21 protein-coding genes are annotated in these 21,117 nt (G+C 72.5%); 7 read left to right on the top strand and 14 right to left on the bottom strand.

The window, feature by feature from the left end:
* Positions 1–114 precede the first annotated feature (114 nt).
* A complete protein-coding gene (locus tag ACWEEU_RS20430; RefSeq protein ID WP_451734031.1) occupies positions 115–1,548 on the bottom strand; it encodes an aminotransferase-like domain-containing protein in 1,434 nt (477 codons plus the stop codon).
* On the opposite strand from ACWEEU_RS20430, the gene ACWEEU_RS20435 reads away from it, so the two are divergent.
* Together ACWEEU_RS20435 and ACWEEU_RS20440 are read left to right on the top strand one after the other, a co-directional pair.
* Positions 1,547–2,461 (top strand): DMT family transporter, encoded by a 915-nt coding sequence (locus ACWEEU_RS20435; protein WP_385743063.1) that lies wholly within the window; start codon positions 1,547–1,549, stop codon positions 2,459–2,461. The genes ACWEEU_RS20430 and ACWEEU_RS20435 overlap by 2 nt on opposite strands.
* A 20-nt stretch (positions 2,462–2,481) precedes the next feature.
* The gene (locus tag ACWEEU_RS20440; RefSeq protein WP_385743065.1) at positions 2,482–2,679 is read left to right on the top strand and encodes a DUF1918 domain-containing protein; all 198 of its coding nucleotides are present in this window, start codon (positions 2,482–2,484) and stop codon (positions 2,677–2,679) included.
* Positions 2,680–2,752: 73 nt separating this feature from the next.
* On the opposite strand, the gene ACWEEU_RS20445 is transcribed toward ACWEEU_RS20440, so the two are convergent.
* On the bottom strand, positions 2,753–4,048 hold the full coding sequence (locus tag ACWEEU_RS20445) for a glycoside hydrolase family 10 protein (RefSeq protein ID WP_451734034.1): 1,296 nt from the start codon (positions 4,046–4,048) through the stop codon (positions 2,753–2,755).
* 167 nt (positions 4,049–4,215) lie between these two features.
* On the opposite strand from ACWEEU_RS20445, the gene ACWEEU_RS20450 reads away from it, so the two are divergent.
* The gene (locus tag ACWEEU_RS20450; RefSeq protein ID WP_385743069.1) at positions 4,216–5,091 is read left to right on the top strand and encodes a 3-hydroxybutyryl-CoA dehydrogenase; all 876 of its coding nucleotides are present in this window, start codon (positions 4,216–4,218) and stop codon (positions 5,089–5,091) included.
* 94 nt (positions 5,092–5,185) lie between these two features.
* Here ACWEEU_RS20450 and ACWEEU_RS20455 read toward each other — a convergent pair whose 3' ends face one another.
* The gene (locus ACWEEU_RS20455) at positions 5,186–6,037 is read right to left on the bottom strand and encodes a phosphotransferase enzyme family protein (RefSeq protein WP_451734036.1); all 852 of its coding nucleotides are present in this window, start codon (positions 6,035–6,037) and stop codon (positions 5,186–5,188) included.
* Positions 6,038–6,312: 275 nt separating this feature from the next.
* Between ACWEEU_RS20455 and ACWEEU_RS20460 the strand changes: the two genes are divergently transcribed.
* Both ACWEEU_RS20460 and infA read left to right on the top strand, forming a co-directional pair.
* Positions 6,313–7,062 carry an N-acetyltransferase family protein gene (locus ACWEEU_RS20460; RefSeq protein ID WP_451734038.1) on the top strand — a complete coding sequence of 250 codons (750 nt, stop codon included), beginning with the start codon at positions 6,313–6,315 and terminating at the stop codon, positions 7,060–7,062.
* 55 nt (positions 7,063–7,117) lie between these two features.
* Complete coding sequence (infA, locus tag ACWEEU_RS20465) at positions 7,118–7,342, top strand: translation initiation factor IF-1 (protein ID WP_018549108.1); 225 nt, start codon at positions 7,118–7,120, stop codon at positions 7,340–7,342.
* Between the two features lie 268 nt (positions 7,343–7,610).
* Here infA and ACWEEU_RS20470 read toward each other — a convergent pair whose 3' ends face one another.
* The 9 genes from ACWEEU_RS20470 to infC form a co-directional block, all read right to left on the bottom strand.
* Positions 7,611–8,147: an NUDIX hydrolase gene (locus ACWEEU_RS20470; RefSeq protein WP_385743075.1), complete on the bottom strand. Its 537-nt coding sequence runs from the start codon at positions 8,145–8,147 to the stop codon at positions 7,611–7,613.
* Positions 8,148–8,248: 101 nt separating this feature from the next.
* The gene (locus ACWEEU_RS20475; protein ID WP_385743077.1) at positions 8,249–9,589 is read right to left on the bottom strand and encodes a transcriptional regulator; all 1,341 of its coding nucleotides are present in this window, start codon (positions 9,587–9,589) and stop codon (positions 8,249–8,251) included.
* A 358-nt stretch (positions 9,590–9,947) separates the two neighbouring features.
* Entirely contained in the window at positions 9,948–12,461 is a 2,514-nt protein-coding gene (gene pheT, locus ACWEEU_RS20480) for a phenylalanine--tRNA ligase subunit beta (protein WP_451734041.1), read from the bottom strand.
* Positions 12,461–13,582 (bottom strand): phenylalanine--tRNA ligase subunit alpha, encoded by a 1,122-nt coding sequence (pheS, locus tag ACWEEU_RS20485; RefSeq protein WP_385746248.1) that lies wholly within the window; start codon positions 13,580–13,582, stop codon positions 12,461–12,463. The genes pheT and pheS overlap by 1 nt, the downstream gene beginning before the upstream one ends.
* A 160-nt stretch (positions 13,583–13,742) precedes the next feature.
* Positions 13,743–14,876, bottom strand: coding sequence for a sensor histidine kinase (locus ACWEEU_RS20490; RefSeq protein WP_385746246.1), 1,134 nt, complete (start codon positions 14,874–14,876; stop codon positions 13,743–13,745).
* Between the two features lie 50 nt (positions 14,877–14,926).
* Complete coding sequence (locus ACWEEU_RS20495; protein ID WP_385746244.1) at positions 14,927–15,802, bottom strand: TrmH family RNA methyltransferase; 876 nt, start codon at positions 15,800–15,802, stop codon at positions 14,927–14,929.
* A gap of 158 nt (positions 15,803–15,960) precedes the next feature.
* On the bottom strand, positions 15,961–16,344 hold the full coding sequence (rplT, locus tag ACWEEU_RS20500) for a 50S ribosomal protein L20 (protein WP_162469411.1): 384 nt from the start codon (positions 16,342–16,344) through the stop codon (positions 15,961–15,963).
* A 106-nt stretch (positions 16,345–16,450) separates the two neighbouring features.
* Entirely contained in the window at positions 16,451–16,645 is a 195-nt protein-coding gene (gene rpmI / locus ACWEEU_RS20505) for a 50S ribosomal protein L35 (RefSeq protein WP_018549118.1), read from the bottom strand.
* A gap of 110 nt (positions 16,646–16,755) precedes the next feature.
* Positions 16,756–17,457 carry a translation initiation factor IF-3 gene (infC, locus tag ACWEEU_RS20510; RefSeq protein WP_385746241.1) on the bottom strand — a complete coding sequence of 234 codons (702 nt, stop codon included), beginning with the start codon at positions 17,455–17,457 and terminating at the stop codon, positions 16,756–16,758.
* 382 nt (positions 17,458–17,839) lie between these two features.
* Here infC and ACWEEU_RS20515 point away from each other — a divergent pair, with 382 nt between their 5' ends.
* Positions 17,840–18,196, top strand: coding sequence for a DUF1844 domain-containing protein (locus ACWEEU_RS20515; RefSeq protein ID WP_199585879.1), 357 nt, complete (start codon positions 17,840–17,842; stop codon positions 18,194–18,196).
* An 84-nt stretch (positions 18,197–18,280) separates the two neighbouring features.
* On the opposite strand, the gene ACWEEU_RS20520 is transcribed toward ACWEEU_RS20515, so the two are convergent.
* Positions 18,281–19,060 carry an SseB family protein gene (locus ACWEEU_RS20520; protein ID WP_385746239.1) on the bottom strand — a complete coding sequence of 260 codons (780 nt, stop codon included), beginning with the start codon at positions 19,058–19,060 and terminating at the stop codon, positions 18,281–18,283.
* A 159-nt stretch (positions 19,061–19,219) separates the two neighbouring features.
* On the opposite strand from ACWEEU_RS20520, the gene ACWEEU_RS20525 reads away from it, so the two are divergent.
* On the top strand, positions 19,220–20,176 hold the full coding sequence (locus tag ACWEEU_RS20525; protein WP_451734046.1) for a serine hydrolase: 957 nt from the start codon (positions 19,220–19,222) through the stop codon (positions 20,174–20,176).
* 22 nt (positions 20,177–20,198) lie between these two features.
* Here ACWEEU_RS20525 and ACWEEU_RS20530 read toward each other — a convergent pair whose 3' ends face one another.
* Positions 20,199–21,032, bottom strand: coding sequence for an alpha/beta fold hydrolase (locus tag ACWEEU_RS20530; protein ID WP_451734048.1), 834 nt, complete (start codon positions 21,030–21,032; stop codon positions 20,199–20,201).
* Positions 21,033–21,117 lie beyond the last annotated feature (85 nt).

A 21,117-nucleotide genomic window follows, 5' to 3' on the forward strand; every position in this document is an offset into this window, starting at 1 on the left:
GGCCCAGGACGGTTACCGGTCAAGGGCGGTCAGGGCCGCCCTGCGCGGAGTGACCGGAAAACACCGCCGCGCCGGATGTCGGCCACCCAGTCCAGCAAGTGACTTGTCCGGGCTTCACCGCACTTCGTCATACGCCGCTCGCAGCCGCCGCACCCCCTCCGCGATCTCCCCCGTGCCCGCGACCGCCGCGAAGCTCAGCCGGATGTGGGCCGCCGGGGGTTCGGCGCTGAAGTAGGCGCGCCCCGGGGTGACCGAGACGCCCGCGCGCAGGGCGGCGCCGATCAGCGCCGGTTCCGTGACCCCCTCGGGCAGCCGGAGCCAGAGGTGGAAGCCGCCGAACGGGATGTGCGGCACGGCGAGTTCGGGGAGCCGGAGGGCGAGGGCGCCGGTCATCGCCTCGCGGCGCGCCGCCAACTCGGCCGACAGGGACCGCAGGTGGCGTGACCAGGCGGGGGAGCCGACGAGTTCGAGGGCCGCCTCCTGGAGCGGCCGGGGCACGAAGAAGCTGTCCACGATCTGGATGGCGCGCAGTCTTTCGAGGACGGGGCCGCGCGCGGCGAGCGCGGCCACCCGGAAGCTGGGTGAGGTCGCCTTGGTGAGCGAGCCGACGTGGACGACGACGCCGTCGGGGTCGTCGGCCGCGAGCGGGCGGGGCAGCGGGGGCGCGTCGGAGTGCGGGAGGCGGCGTACGTAGTCGTCCTCGATGACGAAGGCGCCCGAGGCGCGGGCGATGCGCAGGACCTCGGCGCGGCGCTCGGGGGCGAGGACGGCGCCGGTGGGGTTCTGGAAGAGCGGCTGGCAGACGAAGACGCGGGCGCCGGTGGCGCGGAAGGCGTCGGTGAGCAGGTCGGGGCGTACGCCGTCGCGGTCCATCGGCACCGGTACGGGTCTGAGCCCGGCGGCGCGGGCGAGGTCCAGCATCCCCGGGTAGGTGGGCGACTCGACGAGGACGGGGGCGCCGGCCGGGGCGAGGGCGCGCAGCGCGGTGGCGAGCGCGGACTGGCCGCCCGCCGCGATCAGCACCTCGGCGGCGGTGACGGAGCCGCCGATGCCGCGCGCGAACCATTCCCGCAGTTCGGGCAGCCCCTCCAGCGGCGGGCGGCCCCAGGCGCCGGGGCGCCGTCCGGCGCGGGCGAGGGCGGCGGCCATGGCCCCCTCGGGCTGGAGGCTCGGGTGCGGGTAGCCGCCGCTCAGCTCCAGGACGCCGGGGGGCGGGGCGGGCAGCGAGATCATGACGCCGGAGGCGTCCACGGTGCGGGGTACCACGTCGCCGGTGCCGTCGGCGCTGAGCGCGACCTCCTGCCAGGAGGTGTCCCCGGCGGGCGGGGGCGTGGCGTGCCGCCGGGCCCGGAAGGCACCGGCACCGGGCCGGGTGACGACCAGCCCCTCGGCGGCGAGTTGAGCGAGCGACCGCGAGACGGTCACCGGGCTCACGCGGAACCGCTCGACCAGGGCCCGGCTGGAGGGCAGCTTCTCGCCCGGTGAGTAGCGGTTCAGCTCCCGCCGGAGCTGTTCCGCCAGTTCGCGCACACTGCTACGCTCATTCATGAGAGCACAGAGTAGCGCTACCGCCACGACCTCGATAACGGTCACCGCGCCGCCGCGCGAGTCCCGGCTCATGGGCAGCGGTCTCGCGGCCCTCGGTGTCGTCGCCTTCTCCCTGACCTTCCCCGCCACCGCCTGGGGCCTGGAGAGCTTCGGCCCCTGGTCGCTCACGGCGGTCCGGGGTGTCCTCGCGGCGCTGGTCGCGGGCGGCTGTCTGCTGTTCCTGCGCGTTCCGTTGCCCGCCCGGCGCCATCTGCCGGGGCTGGCGGTGGTCGGGGCGGGTACGGTACTGGGCTTCCCGCTGCTGACCACGCTCGCGCTGCAGACCTCGACCACCGCGCACGCGGCCGTCGTCGTGGGTCTGCTACCGCTGACGACCGCCGCGATGTCCGCGCTGCGCGTCGGGTCCCGGCCCTCGCGCCGGTTCTGGACGGCGGCGCTCGTGGGCGCGGCGGCGGTGGTCGCGTTCACGATCACCCAGAGCGGCGGCGCCCTGACCAGGGCGGACGTCTACCTCTTCGCGGCCCTGCTGGTGTGCGCGGCCGGATACACCGAGGGCGGCAGGCTGGCCCGGGTCATGCCCGGCTGGCAGGTCATCGGCTGGGCGCTGGTGCTGTGCCTGCCGCTGAGCGCGCTGGGCGCGGCGCTGGCGCTCGGGCACGAGCCGGTACGGCTCACCGCGCACGGGGTGGCGGGCGTGCTGTGGGTCGCGCTGGGCTCGCAGTTCCTCGGCCTGGTGCTCTGGTACCGGGGCATGGCGGCGGTGGGCATCCCCCGGGCCAGCCAGTTGCAGTTGGCTCAGCCCCTGCTCACACTGGTGTGGTCGGCACTGCTACTGGGCGAGCATGTCACCGCGGCCGCTCCGCTGACCGCCGTCGCCGTGCTCGTGTGCATCGCCGTCACCCAACGGTCATGACCGTGAGGAGGGTTCCGAAGATGCGTGCGCACAAGGGGGACCACCTTGTCCAGCACGGGCGGGTGGTCGGACAGCACGACCAGGTGTCGGAAGTGGTGGAAGTGATCGGCGAGGAGGGCGAACCGCCCTACCGCGTCCGCTTCGAGGACGGGCACGAGGCCATCATGTCTCCCGGCCCGGACTGCCAGGTTCGTCACGACGAGAACAAGCCGAAGTAACCGAAGCCCAGGTGACCGAAGCAGCCGTGGCGGCCGGAGACGGGACAGCCGACGGCAACGGATGCGAACGGGGTCAGCGCGGGGGTCTCGCCGGCCGTCGGTAGTGGTCGGCGACCACCCGTGCCATCGCTCCCAGGGGGTCGCGGGCCACGTCCTGGGCGGCGAAGAAGACATGACCGCGTACCTGCGGGTAGCGCGCCGCGAACGTGAGGTGCCGGGACAGCTCCGCCGGGTCCTGCCAGGCCGGAGGCTGTCCGGCGGCACCCGCTTTGTAGAGCGCCTCGCCGATGTGAAGCCGGGTGCGGCTGCCCTCGGCCTGCCGCGCCCACCAGTCGACGAGCCTGGCGTAGTCGGCCGCCGCGAAGCCGATGTTCCAGTACACCTGCGGCACGATGTAGTCGATCCAGCCCTCCCGCACCCATTTCCTGGTGTCCGCGCACAGGTCGTCGTACGTCTGCACGCCCGCCGTGGTGTCCGAGCCGCGCGGGTCGGTCGCGGCGTTGCGCCACACCCCGAAGGGGCTGATCCCGAAGCGGGTGCCGGGGCGCACGCGGCGGATGCCGGCCGCCGTCTCCCGGATCAGCTTGTCGATGTTGGCGCGGCGCCAGTCGCCGCGGGTGGGGTAGCCCGCGCCGTGGGCCGCGTACGCCGCGTCGTCGTCGAAGGCCGCGCCGGCCACCGGGTACGGATAGAAGTAGTCGTCGAAGTGCACGGCGTCGACCGGGTAGCGGCGTACGGCGTCGAGCATGGCCCGCCGCACGAAGCGGCGGACCTCCGGCAGACCGGGGTTGTAGTAGAGCTTGCCGCCGTAGACGACGGTCCAGTCGGGGTGGACGCGGGCGGGATGCCAGGGCACCAGCCGGGCGGGGTCGGTGTGGTTGGCGACGCGGTACGGGTTGAACCAGGCGTGCAGCTCCAGGCCGCGCGCGTGGGCCTCCTCGACGGCGGTGGCCAGCGGGTTCCAGCCGGGGTCGGCGCCCTGGGTGCCGGTCAGACACGCGGACCAGGGCTCGTACGGCGAGGGCCACAGGGCGTCGGCGGTGGGGCGTACCTGGAAGATCACGGTGTTGAGGCGGTCCCGTACCGCCCGGTCGAGGTGGGCGGTCAGCTCCGCGCGCTGCTCCTCGGGCGGCAGGCCCGGGCGGGAGGGCCAGTCGCGGTTGGCCACGGTGGCGAGCCAGACGCCCCGCATCTCGGTACGGCGGCCCGGATGCGCGGGGCGGGCGTGGGGTACCCGGGCCTGGGCCGACTGGACGCCCTGGGCCGCCGCGAGGGCGGTGACGGCTCCCAGTGTGAACGCTCTGCGCGAGACCGCCGCTCCCCGCGCGCTCTGCCCGGACCCCGTCCCGGACTCCGCCCGAATCGCCATGTCCACCCCCACACGCTCCGAATCCGCCCCATGACGGACCGTTCCGACGGTACGGCTTGTCCCTACCCCGGCGATCGATCATCGATACTTGGCGGTAACGTGCACGCTCGGAGCAGGCACCGATTCCGGAGGCCCTGCGAGAGTCAAGAACCAGCGAAGGGGACGATGTGACGGACTTCCGAGCCGGAGACATCTCGCGCGTCGGAGTGGTGGGCTGCGGCCAGATGGGCGCGGGCATCGCGGAGGTGTGTGCCCGGGCGGGCCTGGACGTGAAGGTCGCGGAGACCACGGGCGACGCCCTGGAGATCGGCCGGACCCGGCTGTACAACTCCCTGGCCAAGGCTGCCGAGCGGGGCAAGATCAGCGAGGAGGAGCGGGACGCGACGCAGGCGCGGCTCAGCTTCACGACCGATCTCGGCGAGTTCGCGGACCGTGACCTCGTGATCGAGGCCGTCGTGGAGAACGAGCAGGTGAAGACGGAGATCTTCCGCGTGCTCGACCAGGTGGTGACCCGCCCCGACGCGATCCTCGCCTCCAACACCTCCTCCATCCCGCTGGTGAAGCTGGCGGTCGCCACGTCCCGCCCGGACCACGTGATCGGCATCCACTTCTTCAACCCCGCCCCCGTGCAGAGCCTGGTCGAGCTGATCCCGGCGCTCACCACCTCCGAGGGCACCCTGAGCCGCGCCCAGATCTTCGCCGAGAAGGTCCTCGGCAAGCACGCGATCCGCGCCCAGGACCGCTCCGGCTTCGTGGTCAACGCGCTGCTGGTGCCGTACCTCCTCTCCGCCATCCGCATGTTCGAGTCCGGCATCGCCAGCCGCGAGGACATCGACAACGGCATGGAAATGGGCTGTGCCCACCCCATGGGCCCCCTCAAGCTCTCCGACCTCATCGGCCTGGACACGATCGTCTCGATCGCGAACTCCATGTACGGGGAGTACAAGGAGCCGCTGTACGCCGCGCCGCCGCTGCTCCAGCGGATGGTCGAGGCGGGGCGCCTGGGCCGCAAGACGGGCTCCGGCTTCTACACGTACGCCTGACCTCCGGGTCTCCCCCTGCCGCATCACATCGAGGGCCGCTCTCCTGGTTTCCGGGGGCGGCCCTAGATGGCATGGGGCGTTGGCGAGGGCGCGATCAGCCGAGCGCTTGCGGGCCGTCGCGATCGCGTGCCGCCCGGATGCGGCCGAGCCACTCCGTGCCCAGCCTGCGGCCGTCCGGGAACTGGTCGTCACGGTCCCACCGCCATGCGGTGACCATCGCCAGGACGAGAATCCGGCACCGGCGCAGCAGGACGTGATCGACCCCGGGGTAGTGCCCGGCCACCTCCTCGGGCGCGTGGGCGAGGTCGTACTCGACGGGGCCACGGCAGCACGTCTCGAAGTCGATGAACAGCGGCCCGTCCTTCGTCGCGAGCACGTTGCCGGCGTGCGGCTCGCCGTGCAGCAACTGCTCGGCTCCCCCGCGCTCTCCGACCGCCCGTCCCAGTCGTCGCAGCGTGCCGCCCAGCAACTCCCGGTCCGCGTCGGCGAGTTCCGGGGTGCGGTCGTGATCCGCCACAAGTCGCCGGGCCCGCTCTACGCGGTCGGTGAAGCGGGGCGCGGGTACGTCGAGGGCGCGCAGGCCGACGTGCAGGCACCGGAGCGCGTGGGCGTAGCCGGCGGACGGGATCTCGTGAGGAGTCGCGTGCTCGTAGTACGTCCACAGCGTGATCACGAAGCCGTCGCGCTCGTGGACGTGCGGCTCCTGTCCGGGCGCGAGCGCGGCCACCGGGCACCCGGCCCCGGCGAGACTCCGCGCCAACTCGACCTCGAACCGGGCCACTTGCCGCGCCTTGGGCGCCACCCGGGCCACGACGCCACAGGGCAGCAGACGCAGGGTGAGCTTGTTCGAGTCGTGCAGGACGATCGCGTCGTCGGCTCGCAGACCGAGGGACGAGGCGGTCGACAGAGCGGCGGCCACCGCGCGTCGAAGCTCCGGCGCCCGCATGATCCGACCCCCTCCCCGAGCGCCGTCATGACGCTCCCACGGGTGCGATCCCCGCACCGTACCAACGGGCCGTGGAGGAGCGTGGCACGGAAAAGGGTTGGCCGGGGTGGTGGTCGGGCTGGTAGTTTGCGGGGGACCGTGACGTGGATGGAGGAGGTGAGACCCATGAACGCTGTAGTGCGGTGGGTGCTCCCTCTGCGTGTCACGGTGTGCGACTGATCCAGGTGTCGTTGGGAGCGTCTGTTCGACAAGGCATTCCTGAAAGGCGAACACCTATGGACACTGTGCACATCACGCGGGTCGCCGAGACCCGATGGGAGGCCGTTGACGACGGTCGGATCATCGGTGAGGGCGACGTCTCGCACCGGCCCGACGGGCGGCTCTTCGTCAGCGTCGACGTGTGGCAGGACGCGGTCTTCGACCGGCTCGCCACCGCGATGCTGGACGGTCTCACCGCGCCGCTCCACACCCTGGTCGGCGCGGACGACCACGAGCTGACGGCGAAGTGGGAACGGCTCGGCTTCACCCCCGGACGCCGTGAGTGGGAGTACGTGCTGCCCACCGGACCGGTCACACCTCAACTCCCGGAGGGCGTCACCATCCTGCCCGCCGGCCAGGCGGAGGAAGCCCCGCTGCGCGCGCTGAACCGGGCGGTCCGGGAGGAAGTCGAAGCCACCGTCGGCTGGCGCACCATGCCCGCCGAGGTGCTCCCCCGCCCGGCCGGGGACACCCTGGTGGACCCGTCGAAGTACGCGGTGGCGGTGCGGAACGGCGCGTACGCCGGACTGATCCGGGTCGTACCGGTCCGCAGCCGTGCCCGGATCGGCCTCCTCGCCGTACGGGCCGGGCAGCGGCGGCACGGCATCGGGCGGGCGCTGCTCACCCACGCCCTGGGCGCGCTGCACCGGGACGGGATCGACTCCGCCTGGGCCGAGGTGGACGAGACCAACATGGCGGCAATCACGCTGGTCGAAGGCGTCGGTGCCCGGCGATCGGGCAGCTACCTGGAACTGGTGCGCCACTGACACCCGCACCGCACACACCGGAACGACAACCCAGAGAATCGAGAAACGAGCGACCTTGGCAAGAACATCGAAGGGCCTGGAACTCGAAGGCACCGTCCTCGAATGTCTGCGCAACGCCACCTTCAAGGTGGAGCTGCAGAACGGCCACCACGTGCTGGCCCACATCAGCGGCAAGATCCGGAAGAACTACATCCGCATCCTTCCGTACGACCGCGTCCTCGTGGAGCTGAGCCCGTACGACCTGACGCGCGGGCGGATCCTCTACCGCTACCGCAACTGAGCACCGCGCTTGCCCTGCCGACCCGATGAGGCCCGAGGGAGTCGGGTCGCGTCACGGATGGCGTGGGCCTGGGGCTGTGCGACATCCAACCGGAACTATCCGCAGGTCAGTTGATCCGTGTTCAGGGTGCGAACGGCCGCGGGAAGTCCACCCCGCCGCCGTGTCGTCGCGGGGGCCGTGCGGCCCGCGCGGAGACGCGCGGCCGGGTGGACCGGCCACGCCGGGTACCCCCCGGCGGTGGCCGACCCGGGAGTCCGGTCCGGGCCTCTCACCCCTCCATCAGCCGCAGATGGTGCAGCAGCAACAACGCCGCCGCCATGTTCGCCGCCGGGACCTCGCCCCGGGCGATCAGGTCCGGGACGATCTTCAGGGGCACCCACTCGCGCCGGTCGGACTCGAAGTCGTCGACGGGCGGACCGACATACTCGCCCCGGTCGGACCAGTAGATGTGATGCCGGGCGTCGGTGAGGCCGTTGGACGGCTCGACGCTCATGAGGTGCCGCAGGGGGCCGGGGCGCCATCCTGTCTCCTCCTCCAGTTCCCGGGCGGCCGCGCTCGCGATGTCCTCGCCGTCCTCCACGACACCTGCGGGCAGTTCCCAGCCCCAGGTGTCGGTGATGAAGCGGTGCCGCCACAGCAGGAGGACCTCGTTCGCCTCGTTGACCACCGTGGCGACGGCGACCGGGCGCAGCCGGATCACGAAGTGGTCGAGGTGCCGGCCGTCCGGCAGCTCCACGTCCGCCAGGTTGACGCTGAACCAGCGGTTTGCGTACACAGTCTGCTCGTTCTGTTTCGTCCACTGCACGGTTCTGCCACCTTCCGCTGAGTAAGTGGCAATATCGCAGCAGGGAGAAGGACGGGCCTACCGTGCGCCCGGCCACCTGCATCCGCACGCCCCGCCTGCTTCTACAGGGGCACGCGCAGCGCCCCGTCGATCAGTTCCGCCGCCTCCGTCGCCCCGGCCGAGCCGAAGCGCACCAGATGTTCGCGTACTTCGCTGAGTCTCTCCCGCAGCCGGCGCGACTCCATGCCACGGGCCTGCTCGGCCATCTGAACGGCGGTGGCGACGGCGTGATCGGCGTCGCCCTGGCGTAGCTCGATCGTGCTGAGCATGGCGAGCCGGTGCACGCGGCCCCGGTCGTGCGCCGGGTTGTCCACCGCGGCGGCGGCGTGCTCGCGCGCGGCGGCGAGTTCCCCGAGGCTGAGCAGCGCCTCGGCCACCTGGACGTTGACCAGACCGGGCTGCACGTACCCGGTCTCGTCGGGCTCGTGACCGCGCCGGATGTGCTCGGCGGCGGTCTCCGCACGCCGGATGCAGGACAACGCGCCCGCGCTGTCCCCGAGATGGGCGTACGCCTTGGCCTGCATCGCGTACAGGTCGGAGGCGAGCGCCGGGGTGATGTGCCGCCCCGCCGCCCGCAGCGCGGCCTCCGCGAAGGCGACCGCCTGCCGGAACTCCCGCATGTGCAGGGACTGGTTGACGAGCAGCGCTATGACGTACGCCCCGAACCCCCGGTCCCCGCTGGCCTTCGCGAGGCGCAGGGCCTGGTGGAAGTAGCGCTGGGCGAGTCCGTGGGCGTCGGAGTCGTAGGCGCAGATGCCCGCGACGGCCACCAACCCGCCGGTGGCACGGTGGAGTTGGCGGCCGGTGGCGTCCGTGTAGCTGCCGCGCAGGAGCGGGGCCGCCTCGGCGTTGAGGAAGCCGACGATGCGGGTGCGGGTCGCGATGCCGCCCGCCTTGCGGTACATCTGCTCGTAGTGGGCGCGGGCGGCGCGCAGGGTGTCGAGGTCGGTCTGCGTGACCCGGTGGCGGCCACCGCGCGAGACGTCGGTGTCCTCGGGCGGGTTCTCCCACTCCCAGACCGGCATCACGGCGGGCGTACCGGTCACGGCCGGCGCCCCCAGGACGTGGGGGCGCTGCTGTTCGTCCGAGCGCCACAGCGCGGTGGCCCGCTCCACGAAGCCGGAGAGCGAACCGGCGTGGGCCACGGCCGCCTCGCCGGGCACCCCGAGCCCGATGTCGTCGAGGGTGACCGGCCGCCGCAGCCGCAGGGCCAGCACCTCGCAGATCAGGTCGGGCACCTGACCGCGCGGCCGCTGGCCCTTCAACCACCGTGCCACGGCGGTGTGTTCGTACCGCAGCACGAGGCCGCGGCCGCGACCGGCCTGGTTGACACGGGCGGCGAGACCGGCGTGCGAGACGCCCGCCTCGTCCAGGATCGCGTCGAGCAGCGTGTTGGGCTGCATGGCATCGCCCCCCGGGGTTGCCTGGTGGCGTAAGCGTAGTGCGTTCGCCTTCACACGGGGTGTGAACGGAGTACGTCCACCCGTGCGGTGTGCGCGCTGTCGCCGGGTGGGGCGCGGCGGGTTCACTGGGTGCCTCGCGCGAGGCCGGCCGGGTCGCCCGCTCCCCCTCAAACGGCGGCGGCCCGGTCTTCGCGGCCCGCGCGAGGGCCGGGGCGCGGACCTGAGACCGGTTGCCGCGCGCCCGGCGAGACCGCCCCGAGGGGGCCGGAAACGGCGGCGGCCGGCCGTGGGATCTCCCACGCCCGGCCGCCGCCGTCACATACGCTCCGCGAAGCACCTCGCGGCACTTCCCCAGGGGTCAGCCCCGCAGGACCGCCCCCGTCCGCTCGCCCGCGAGGGCGACCGCGGCGTCGCGCGCGGCGGACGCCTCGTCCACCGTCAGCGTGCGGTCGGCGGCGCGGAAGCGCAGCGCGTACGCCAGCGACTTGCGGCCGTCGCCGAGCTGCTCGGCGTTCTCGTAGACGTCGAACAGCCGGATGGACTCCAGGAGTTCACCCGCGCCGTCGCGCAGCGCGGCCTCGACCTCGGCGGCCGGCACGGGCTTGTCGACCACGAGGGCGACGTCCTGCGTGGCGACCGGGAAGGTGGAGATGCTCGGCGCCTGGGGGGTGTCGTCGCCGACGCGCTCCAGGGCGTCCAGGTCCAGCTCCATCGCGGAGGTGCGCTCGGGCAGACCGAGAGCCTTGACCACACGCGGGTGCAGCTCGCCCGCGTGGCCGACGACCCGCTCGGCGCCGTCCTCGACGACGAGCAGCTCGGCGCAGCGACCGGGGTGCCAGGGGCCGTACTGGCCCTTGCGGACGACGAGGTCGGCGCCCACCTCACGGGCGACGGTCCGCGCCGCCTCGATCGCGTCGGCCCAGTCGGCGGGGCGGCCCTTGCCCCACCAGCCGGCCTGCTCGCGCGCCCCGGCGAGGACGGCGGCGATGTGGCGCGGCTGCTCGGGCAGCGCGGCGTTCAGCGCGGCGAGCTGCTCGTCGGTGGGACGGCGGTCGACCGCCGGGTGCACGGCGGCGGCCCGCTCCGCGCGGGGCAGGAAGACCAGACCCGTCTCGAAGAGCGCCAGGTCGTGCGAACCGCGGCCGTCGTTGCGGCGCAGCGCGCCGAGCAGACCCGGCAGCAGCGTGGTGCGCAGCGCGGGCTCCTCGTCGTTCAGCGGGTTGGCGAGCTTCACGACCCGGCGGGCCGGGTCCTCGGCGTCCAGGCCCAGCTGGTCGAAGACCTGCTCGGAGACGAACGGGTAGTTCGGCGCCTCGACGTAGCCCGCGCCGGCCAGCGCGCGGCCGACCCTGCGGTGCAGCCGCTGGCGGTGGGTGAGACCGCGCCCGGAGGTGGGCCGGGGCAGCGTGGAGGGCAGGTTCTCGTAGCCCTCCAGGCGGATGACCTCCTCGGCCAGGTCGTTGGCCTCGGTGAGGTCGGGCCGCCAGGACGGGACGGTGACGATCAGCTCGTCCTGCCCGTACACGTCGCAGCCGATCTCCTGGAGACGGCGGACGACGGTCTCGCGGCCGTACGTCACGCCCGCGACCTTGTCCGGGTGGTCGGCCGGGATGGTGATGCTGTGCGGCGCGGACGGCGCGATGATCTCGGTGACCCCGGCCTCGGCGGTGCCGCCGGCGAGCAGCACCAGGAGGTCCACGGTCCGCTGCGCGGCGGCCGCGGTGGCCTGCGGGTCGACGCCGCGCTCGAAGCGCCGGGACGCCTCGGAGGACAGCTTGTGGCGGCGGGCGGTGCGCGCGACGGAGACGGCGTTGAAGTGAGCGGCCTCGATCACCACGTCGGTGGTGGAGTGCTCCTCGTCGTCGTGGTCGGCGATCTCGGTGTTGCGGCCGCCCATGACGCCGGCGAGGCCGATCGGGCCGCGGTCGTCGGTGATGACCAGGTCCTCGGCGTGCAGCGTGCGCTCGACGCCGTCGAGGGTGACGAGCTTCTCGCCCTCCTCGGCCCGGCGCACGCCGATGGCGCCCTGGACCAGCGAGCGGTCGTAGGCGTGCAGCGGCTGGCCCAGCTCGGTCATCACGTAGTTGGTGATGTCCACGGCGAGCGAGACCGGGCGGATGCCGACCTTCTGCAGCCGGCGGCGCAGCCAGATCGGGGAGCGGGCCTCGGGGCTCAGACCGGTGACGGTCCGGGCGGTGAAGCGGTCGCAGCCCATCGGCTCGGAGACCTTGACCGGGTAGCCGTAGGCGTTCGGCGCGGGCACGTCGATCAGGGCCGGGTCGCGCAGCGGCAGGCCGTAGGCGATGGCGGTCTCGCGGGCGACGCCGCGGATGGACAGGCAGTCGCCGCGGTTGGCGGTGACGGCGATGTCCAGGACCTCGTCGACCAGCTCGAGCAGCTCGATGGCGTCCTGGCCGACCTCGGTCTCCGGCGGCAGCACGATGATGCCGTGGGTGCCGTCGTCGCCCATGCCCAGCTCGTCGGTGGAGCAGATCATGCCGTGGGAGGTCTTGCCGTACGTCTTGCGGGCGGCGATGGCGAAGTCGCCGGGCAGGACGGCGCCGGGCAGGACCACGACGACCTTGTCGCCGACGGAGAAGTTGCGGGCGCCGCAGACGATCTCCTGCGGCTCACCGGTGCCGTTGGCGGTGCCGACGTCGACCGTGCAGAAGCGGATCGGCTTCTTGAAGCCCTCCAGCTCCTCGATCGTCAGCACCTGGCCGACGACGAGGGGGCCCTTGAGGCCGGCGCCGAGCTGCTCGACGGTCTCGACCTCGAGGCCGGAGTCGATGAGCTTGGCCTGTACGTCACGGCCGGTCTCGGACTCCGGCAGGTCGACGTACTCCCGCAGCCAGGAAAGCGGGACACGCATCAGATCTCCATCCCGAACGGCCGGGTGAACCGGACGTCACCCTCGACCATGTCTCGCATGTCTTCGACGTTGTGGCGGAACATCAGCATCCGCTCGATGCCGAACCCGAAGGCGAACCCGCTGTACTTCTCCGGGTCGACGCCGCAGGCGGTCAGCACCTTGGGGTTGACCATGCCGCAGCCGCCCAGCTCGATCCAGCCCTCGCTGGAGCAGGTCCGGCACGGCCGGTCGGGGTTGCCGACGGACTCGCCCCGGCAGACGTAGCACACCATGTCCATCTCGGCGGACGGCTCGGTGAACGGGAAGAAGTTCGGCCGCAGCCGGGTCTTCATGTCCGGGCCGAACAGCGCCTGGACCATGTGGTCCAGGGTGCCCTTGAGGTCGGCCATGGTCAGGCCCTCGTCGACGGCGAGCAGCTCGACCTGGTGGAAGACCGGGGTGTGGGTGGCGTCCAGCTCGTCGGTGCGGTACACGCGGCCGGGGCAGATCACGTAGACCGGCGGCTCGCGGTCCAGCAGGGAGCGGATCTGCACGGGCGAGGTGTGGGTGCGCAGCACGACGCCGGAGTCGGTGCCGCCCTTCTCGTCGCGGACGAAGAAGGTGTCGGCCTCGCCGCGCGCCGGGTGGTCCGGGCCGATGTTGAGCGCGTCGAAGTTGAACCACTCGGCCTCGGCCTCAGGGCCCTCGGCGACCTCGTAGCCCATGGCCACGAAGACGTCCTCGATGCGCTCGGAGAGCGTGGTCAGCGGGTGGCGGGCACCGGCGGGGACGCGGTCGTACGGCAGTGTGACGTCGACGTCCTCCTCGACCAGCACGCGGGCGTCCCGCTCGGCCTCCAGCTCCGCCTGGCGGGCGGCCAGCGCCTTGTTGACCGCGCCGCGGGCCATGCCGACGCGCTTGCCGGCCTCGGCCTTGGCGTGCGGGGGCAGGGCGCCGATCTCGCGGTTGGCGAGGGACAGCGGGGAGGCCGGGCCGGTGTGGGCGACCTTGGCCTCGTGGAGCGCGTCGAGGGAGTCCGCGGCACGGAAGGCGGCGAGCGCCTCGTCCCGCATACGCTCGATCTCTTCCGGTTTCAACGCCTCGACCTCGACAGGGTCGTACGACTTATTCGGTGCCGACATCTCTTCCTGTGCTTCCGATTGGCCCCCAGCTACGGCTGGGAGGTGCCCCGGCTGATGGTCCCCGTCACCGGCTCCGGGACTCGCCAGGGCCGTGTGCGGACACAAAGGTGCCAGGGGCCGAGTCTAACGGGGACGGGGTGGACGAATGGCCCGCGGGCGCCTAGGCCAGATAGGCCGGGGCGCTCACGGGCAACGTAAATCGGAACTGCGCGCCGCCGCCGGGGGCGCGGCCGACCGTGATGGAGCCGCCGTGGGCTTCCACGATGCCCTTGACGATGTAGAGCCCGAGACCGGTGCCACCGCGCTTGCTGCCCCGCCAGAAGCGGGTGAAGACGCGGTTCATGGATTCCTCCGGGATGCCGGGCCCCTCGTCGCTCACCGTGACCGACGTGCCTGTCTCCTCGCCCTCGCGCGGGGAGGGCGCGGGCGTGACGTCGATTGTGACGGTTCCGGCGCCGTGGCGCACGGCGTTTTCCAGCAGGTTGCTCAGCACCTGGTCGACCTTGTCGGGGTCGGCCCACAGGTCGGGCAGCGGGTTCTCCACGCGCAGCAGGAAACGGTCGGCGGACTGGCCCGCGGCCACATGGGCCTGGATGTGCCGTCCGACGGCGGCGCCTATGTCGACGGGCTGGCGGCGGACCTCCAGGCGGCCGCTGTCGATGCGGGAGATGTCGAGCAGCTCGGCGATCAGCCGGGTGACCCGGTCGGCGTCGGCGTCGACGGTCTCCAGCATCAGCCGCTTCTGGTCGTCGGTGAACCGCTCCCACTTGGCGAGCAGGGTCGCGGTGAAGCCCTTGACGGAGGTGAGCGGGGAACGCAGCTCGTGGGCGACGGTGGCGATCAGCTCGGCGTGGCTGCGCTCGGTGCGGTGCCGGGCCTCGGTGTCGCGCAGGGTGACGACGAGGCGCTGGACGGGTCCGAGGGGCTCGGCGCGCACGTACCGCGCGGAGACGAGGACCTCGCGGCCGCCGGGCAGCAGCAGGTTGCGCTCGGGCTGGCGGACGCGGATGGCGAGACCGCCGTAGGGGTCGGTGAGCTGCCACCAGCGTCTGCCCTCCAGGTCCTCCAGCGGGAGGGCCTTCTCCAGGGGCTCGCCGAGCGCGTCGGCGGCGCGGACGGCGGTGACGCGGGTGGCGGCGGCGTTGAAGCAGACGACCCGGCCGTGCTCGTCGGCGACCACGAGGCCGTCGGGCAACTGGTCGGGGTCTATGGCGGCGGCCTCCCCGGACAGGGGCACGGGCGCGGGGCGCGCCGCACGTCCGTCCGGCGCGGTGCTCGTGCCGACCACACTCATCCCCGTACCCCACCTCTCAGGCTGCGCAGGGCCCCGAGTGGGTCACCCTACTAGCTGTTGGTGACGGAACGGCACCCTCCGGGGGCGCGCTGTGCACGGGCCGACGCGTAGAGACATACGGCGGCGGCGGTGGCGAGGTTCAGGCTCTCGGCCTTTCCGTGGATGGGGACGCTGACCACGGCGTCGGCAAGGGCGCGGGTCTCCTCCGGGAGGCCCCATGCCTCGTTGCCGAACACCCAGGCGGTGGGGTCGCCCATGGCGCCCTTGTCCAGTTCCTCGTCCAGGTCGCGGTCCCCGGCGCCGTCGGCGGCGAGGATGCGCACCCCGGCGTCCTTCAGACCCTGGACGGCCTGCTCGACGGGGACGCCCACGGCGACGGGCAGATGGAACAGGGAGCCGACGGAGGCGCGGACGGCCTTGGGGTTGTACAGGTCCACGGAGGCGTCAGTGAGGATCACGGCCTCGGCGCCCGCGGCGTCGGCGCAGCGCAGGACGGTGCCCGCGTTGCCGGGGTCGCGGACGTGGGCGAGGACGGCGACGAGCTTGGGGCGGGCGGCGAGGACGTCCTCGAACGGGGTGTCCAGGAACCGGCACACGCCGACGAGCCCCTGGGGGGTGACGGTGGTGGAGATGTCGGCGATGACCTCCTCGGAGGCCAGGTGCACCCGGGCTCCGGCGTCCCGCGCCCCGGCCACGATGCCGGCGTAGCGCTCCGCGGCCTCGACGGTGGCGAACAGCTCGATCAGCGTCGCCGCACCGTCCGCTCCCCGGTGCGCGGCCGCCTCCCGCACGGCCTGCGGACCCTCCGCGAGGAACAGCCGGTCCTTGCCCCGGAAGTTCCGCCGAGCCAGCCGCCGGGCGGCACTGACGCGCGAGGACCGGGGGGAGATCAGCTCGGGGGTGGCATCGGGGGTTTCGGGGGCCATCGGAAGTTCCACCTCATTCTTTCCCGTCGCTACGGCGCTCGGCCACGACGGCGGATTTCGACGGTGCCGAGCCAGCCCGCACCACACAGAGAACGGACCCGCGGGCCGAAGCCCGCGGGTCCGTACAGTCACGTCGGCTCAGAGCCGGCGCAGCAGCGTCACGCGGCCTTCGGCGCGTTGACGTCGGCCGGGAGGGCCTTCTGCGCGACCTCGACGAGCGCGGCGAACGCACCGGCGTCGTTGACGGCCAGCTCGGCCAGGATCTTGCGGTCGACCTCGACGTTCGCGGCCTTCAGACCCTGGATGAGGCGGTTGTAGGTCATGCCGTTCTGGCGGGCCGCAGCGTTGATGCGCTGGATCCACAGCTGACGGAAGTCGCCCTTGCGCTTCTTGCGGTCGTTGTAGTTGTAGACCAGCGAGTGGGTGACCTGCTCCTTGGCCTTGCGGTACAGGCGCGAACGCTGACCGCGGTAGCCGGAGGCCGCCTCGAGGATCGCCCGGCGCTTCTTGTGGGCGTTGACTGCCCGCTTGACGCGTGCCACTTGTTTAACTCCTTATGCGGGGCCGTGGAGTGGACTCAGACTCACACGACCCGGAAACGATTGGGTCCCGGTGAAGACGTACGGCGCTGGGGTCAGCGCCGGGGCGTCACTTGCCGAGAAGCTTCTTGATCTTCGCGGCGTCGCCCGGGGCCATCTCGGCGGTGCCGGTGAGGCGGCGCGTCACGCGGGACGACTTGTGCTCGAGCAGGTGGCGCTTGCCGGCGCGCTCACGGAGCACCTTGCCGGAGCCGGTGACCTTGAAGCGCTTGCTGGCACCGCTGTGCGACTTGTTCTTCGGCATAGCGCCGTTATCTCCTCGTCGGTGGCGCTCCGGTGCCCGGTCGTGAAACCGGGCACGGTGGAGCGTCGCTCTTGTATGGGGTTGCGTCCCCGGGGCTCGCGCCCCCGGGATCACGCCTCGGCGGGGGCCTCGGCGGCGTCCTCGGCAGGAGCCTCGGCGCTCTCGGCGTTCTCGACGCTGTCGGCGTCCGCGGCGTTCTGCGACTTGCCGGGGTTGGCCTTCGCGTCCGCCTTGCGGGCTTCCTGCGCCTGGCGGGCCTCGGCCATCGCCTCGGTCTTCTTCTTGTGCGGACCGAGGACCATGATCATGTTTCGGCCGTCCTGCTTCGGGTTCGACTCGACGAAACCGAGGTCCTGGACGTCCTCCGCGAGGCGCTGAAGCAGTCGGTAGCCCAGCTCGGGGCGGGACTGCTCACGGCCACGGAACATGATCGTGATCTTGACCTTGTCGCCCTGCTTGAGGAACCGGACGACGTGACCCTTCTTGGTGTCGTAGTCGTGCGGGTCGATCTTCGGCCGGAGCTTCATCTCCTTGATGACCGTGTGCGCCTGGTTCTTGCGCGCCTCACGGGCCTTCATGGCCGACTCGTACTTGAACTTCCCGTAGTCCATGAGCTTGCACACGGGCGGACGGGCGTTCGCCGCGACCTCGACCAGGTCCAGGTCGTACTCCTGCGCAAGCTCCAGTGCCTTGGCCAGCGGGACAATGCCCACCTGCTCGCCACTGGGACCGACAAGTCGCACCTCGGGAACGCGAATCCGGTCGTTGATGCGGGGCTCGGCGCTGATGGATCCTCCTCGGTAGCACCACACGGCGGTCTGGCGGACAGCCGCGTAACGTCTGTGTTCGTAAGACCTAACCGCGCCGAAGCACAAAAAATGCCCCGGACGATCACAGGCGGGTTCCTCGAACTACCGGAACACCGCCGCGACGATCGCGGGGCGCGCTTCGGACGGACGCCGTCGGCAGAGCCGCGGTCCGTCTGACCGGTGACCCGCCGCCCGGAAGGCGGTCAGGTGGGAGTTCGAAGCCTCCACTTGTGGGCCGGATCGCTCGCCGCTGGGCGTGCTTGTCCGGCCGGTCGGATACCAGGTTAGCAGGCTTGCTTTCCCGGCACTAATCGGGGAACGCCCGACCAGCCCTGATCGTGCCCGGCTGGAAGCCGGCACCACCCCGCCGCCTATCGTGTGGGGTATGAGTGAAACCCCTCCTGAGAACCCCGATTTCGACGAGATGACGCGCGACATCGCCGAGGTCCCCGCCGTCGAGGTGATCGTCACGGTCGCCGTCAACCTGATGAGCGCCGCCGCCGTGAAGCTGGGGCTGAGCGAGGAGGGCGAGAAGTACAAGGACCTGGACGAGGCCCGCAAGCTGATCACCGCGCTCGCCGGGCTGCTCGACGCCAGCGCGACCGAGATCAGCTCCTTCCACGCGGCCCCCCTGCGCGACGGCCTGAAGTCGCTCCAGCTCGCGTTCCGCGAGGCGTCGCTGGTCCCGGACGACCCGGGCCAGGGGCCGGGCGAGAAGTACACGGGACCGGTGTACGGCTAGGGCCTGTCTCACAATCCCCGTCGTCGCCCGGAGGGCGGCCGCGCGGCAGACGAGAATGGTCGGACAGGACTTAGCCCTTCGGGCTCAGTCGCGTACGTACAAGGGCTCGCCCGGAGGCGTGGTCCCGGCCGGCAGCAGTGCCAGGTCGAGGCCGCGCACCAGGCGGGCCCTCAGCGTGTCGTCGGCCGCCAGGCGCCCGGCGACCGCGCGGGCGGCCTCGGCGGGCGCGGCGGCGGGGTCGAGGACGAGGACGAGGGTGCCGTCGGCCTGTCCGGGGCCGAGGTGGGCACGCAGCACGGCGGGCTCGGCGGCCACGGCCGTGCGGACGGCGGCCACGACAGCCGGGTCGGTGAGGGGGTCGACGCTGGTCCGGCCCTCCGCGAGCGCGAGCAGCGCGGGCCCGGTCAGCTCGAAGGGCACCGGCCCGGCCAGGTCCAGCACGACCGTGTCGGCCTTCTCGTGCGCGGCGGCCTGGAGCGCCTGGTGCAGCGGTACGGCGACGGGCCGCGCGGCGGCGTCCCAGCGGGCGAGCGACTCCGTGGACGTGAAGGCGGGCAGCGCGGTGCGCCCCTGCGCCTTCAGCGTGGGCACGGCCATGTCGCTGGTCTTCTCCCGGCGCAGCCCGCCCACCCGTCGCCCAGCACCGCCCTTCCGAGGAGCTTCGCGCCCCTCCTCACTGTCCTCCTCGACCTCGCCGAGGACGGCGACGACGGGCACCAGCAGCCGGGCACCCTTCAGGGCCTCCAGTACGGGTCCGACGGCGGTGCGGTCCTCGGCCCAGGCCGCGAGCGCGGCGGTCAGCCGGGGGTCGGCGGAGCCGTCGTCGTCGGAGAAACCGGGGTCGGGAATGTTCTTGTTCGCCACGGTGCCCGAGCCTAGCGGGGGCGGGGCGGGGCGAAGTCGGCGGGTTTGTGCCGGGCGGTAACCCGTTCGTCACCGGGCGCACAGGAAGCCGGGATTCGCCGACCTGTCTCTAACGTCCGCCTAACGGAACGCACAGCCGGCGCCCCGAGCATCGCGGGCATGGAGTCCTCTCGGGGTGGCCGGGGCCGCCGTCGCCGTCGTGTCCGCCGCCGCCCGCTGCTGTACGCCGCGCTGGTGGCCGTCGTGATCGGCGGGGTCACGGCGGGCGGCACGGTCTATGTGAAGGCGCGGGCGCACGACGGCGGGCGGGCCGTATCGTCGGCGGCGTCGCCGCCGGGCTCGTCCCCGGCAGTCGAGGAGGAGGCATCGGTGGAACCCGTGACGCAGCCCGCCGTGGACCGTACGGCGCTGCTCGGCAGGGCGATGAAGGCGGTGAGCCTGCCCTCGGGCGCGGCCGTCTCCGCGGCGGTGCTCGACCTGGGCTCCGGGCGGAGCGCCGTGTACGGCGAGGGGGACTTCGCCACCGCGAGCATCGTGAAGGTGGACATCCTCGCCGCGCTGCTGCTCCGGGCCCAGGACGAGGGACGGCACCTGACGGCCGCGGAGAAGGCGTACGCCGTGCGGATGATCGAGGCCAGCGACAACGCCTCCGCGACCGCGCTGTGGCAGGTCGTCGGCGGGGCGGACGGGCTCGACGCGGCCAACAGGCGCTTCGGGATGACGGACACCTCGGCAGGGGCGGACGGGCTGTGGGGCCTGACCCGTACGACCGCCAAGGACCAGCTCGCCCTCCTCCAGCAGGTGTTCGGCACCGACTCGCTGCTGAGCACCGTCTCGCGGGCGTACGTGCGCGCGCTGATGGAGTCCGTGAACGCCGATCAGCGCTGGGGTGTCTCGGCAGCCGCCGAGGGCGGCACCACGGCCCTGAAGAACGGCTGGCTGCCCCGCAGCACGACGGGTCTGTGGGTGGTGAACAGCATCGGCCGGATACGGGCCGCCGACGGCACCTCCTACCTGGTCGCGGTGCTCTCCAGCGGGACGACGACCCAGACGCAGGGGATCTCCCTGGTGGAGTCGGCGGCGGGGGCGGCGGTGTCGGCGTTCACCACGAAGTGACCGTCAGCGGGGTGTGCCGGTGTCAGCCCGGCCGCTGGAGGAAGTCGGCGAGAAGGGCCGTGAGTTCGGCGGGGGCGTCTTCCTGGACGAGGTGTCCCGCGCCGGCGATCGGTTCGAGCCGTGCGCCCGGGACGCGGGCGACGAGTTCCCGTCCCTTCGCCACGGGAATCCAGGTGTCGTCCTCGCCCCAGCAGACCAGCGTCGGGATGCCGATCTCCCCGTACCGGTCCTGCACCTCGTCCGTGTAGCGCTGGCCGGCCTGGGCGATCTGGCGGTAGAAGGCGGCCTGGCCGGGGTCCCCGAGCCAGGGCTCGACGAGCCGTTCGAGGACGGCGGGGTGCAGACCCGGACTGCTGGCCGAGGTGACGTACTCGCGGACCAGCGCGTGGTGCAGGGCGGGCGGCAGTTGCTCGAAGACCTCGGGGTGCCGGCCCACGAGCCGGAAGAACGGGGAGCCCCACGGGGACAGCGCGACCGGGTCGACCAGAGCGAGCGCACGGTAGCGCGCTCCGTGCAGCAGATGCGCCCGCAGGGAGACGGCACCCCCGAAATCGTGAGCCACCACCGACGGCTCCTCCAGACCCCAGTGCGCCAGCAGCTCGGTGAAGATCCTCCCCTGGGCGGCCAGGGAGACGTCCTGTCCCGCGGACTTCTCCGACGCCCCGTACCCCGGCATGTCCCACACGAACACCTCGTGGCGACGGGCGAGCGCACGGGCGACGGCACGCCAGACGTACGACGAGAAGGGCGTGCCGTGCAGGAGCACGACCGGATCCCGTCCCGAGGTTCCGAGGCGCGCCCAGCGGACATCGCCCGACGTGCTGGGGAACGTCTCGGAAAGCTGCCATTCGGTCACGGGGGTTGTTCCTCTCCGTCGGCGCCGGGTCCGGCAGGGACTCATACCCCGGGGACTCCTGAAGGCACGCGGTGCGCCGCCAGGG

The organism is Streptomyces sp. NPDC005004 (assembly GCF_053600675.1).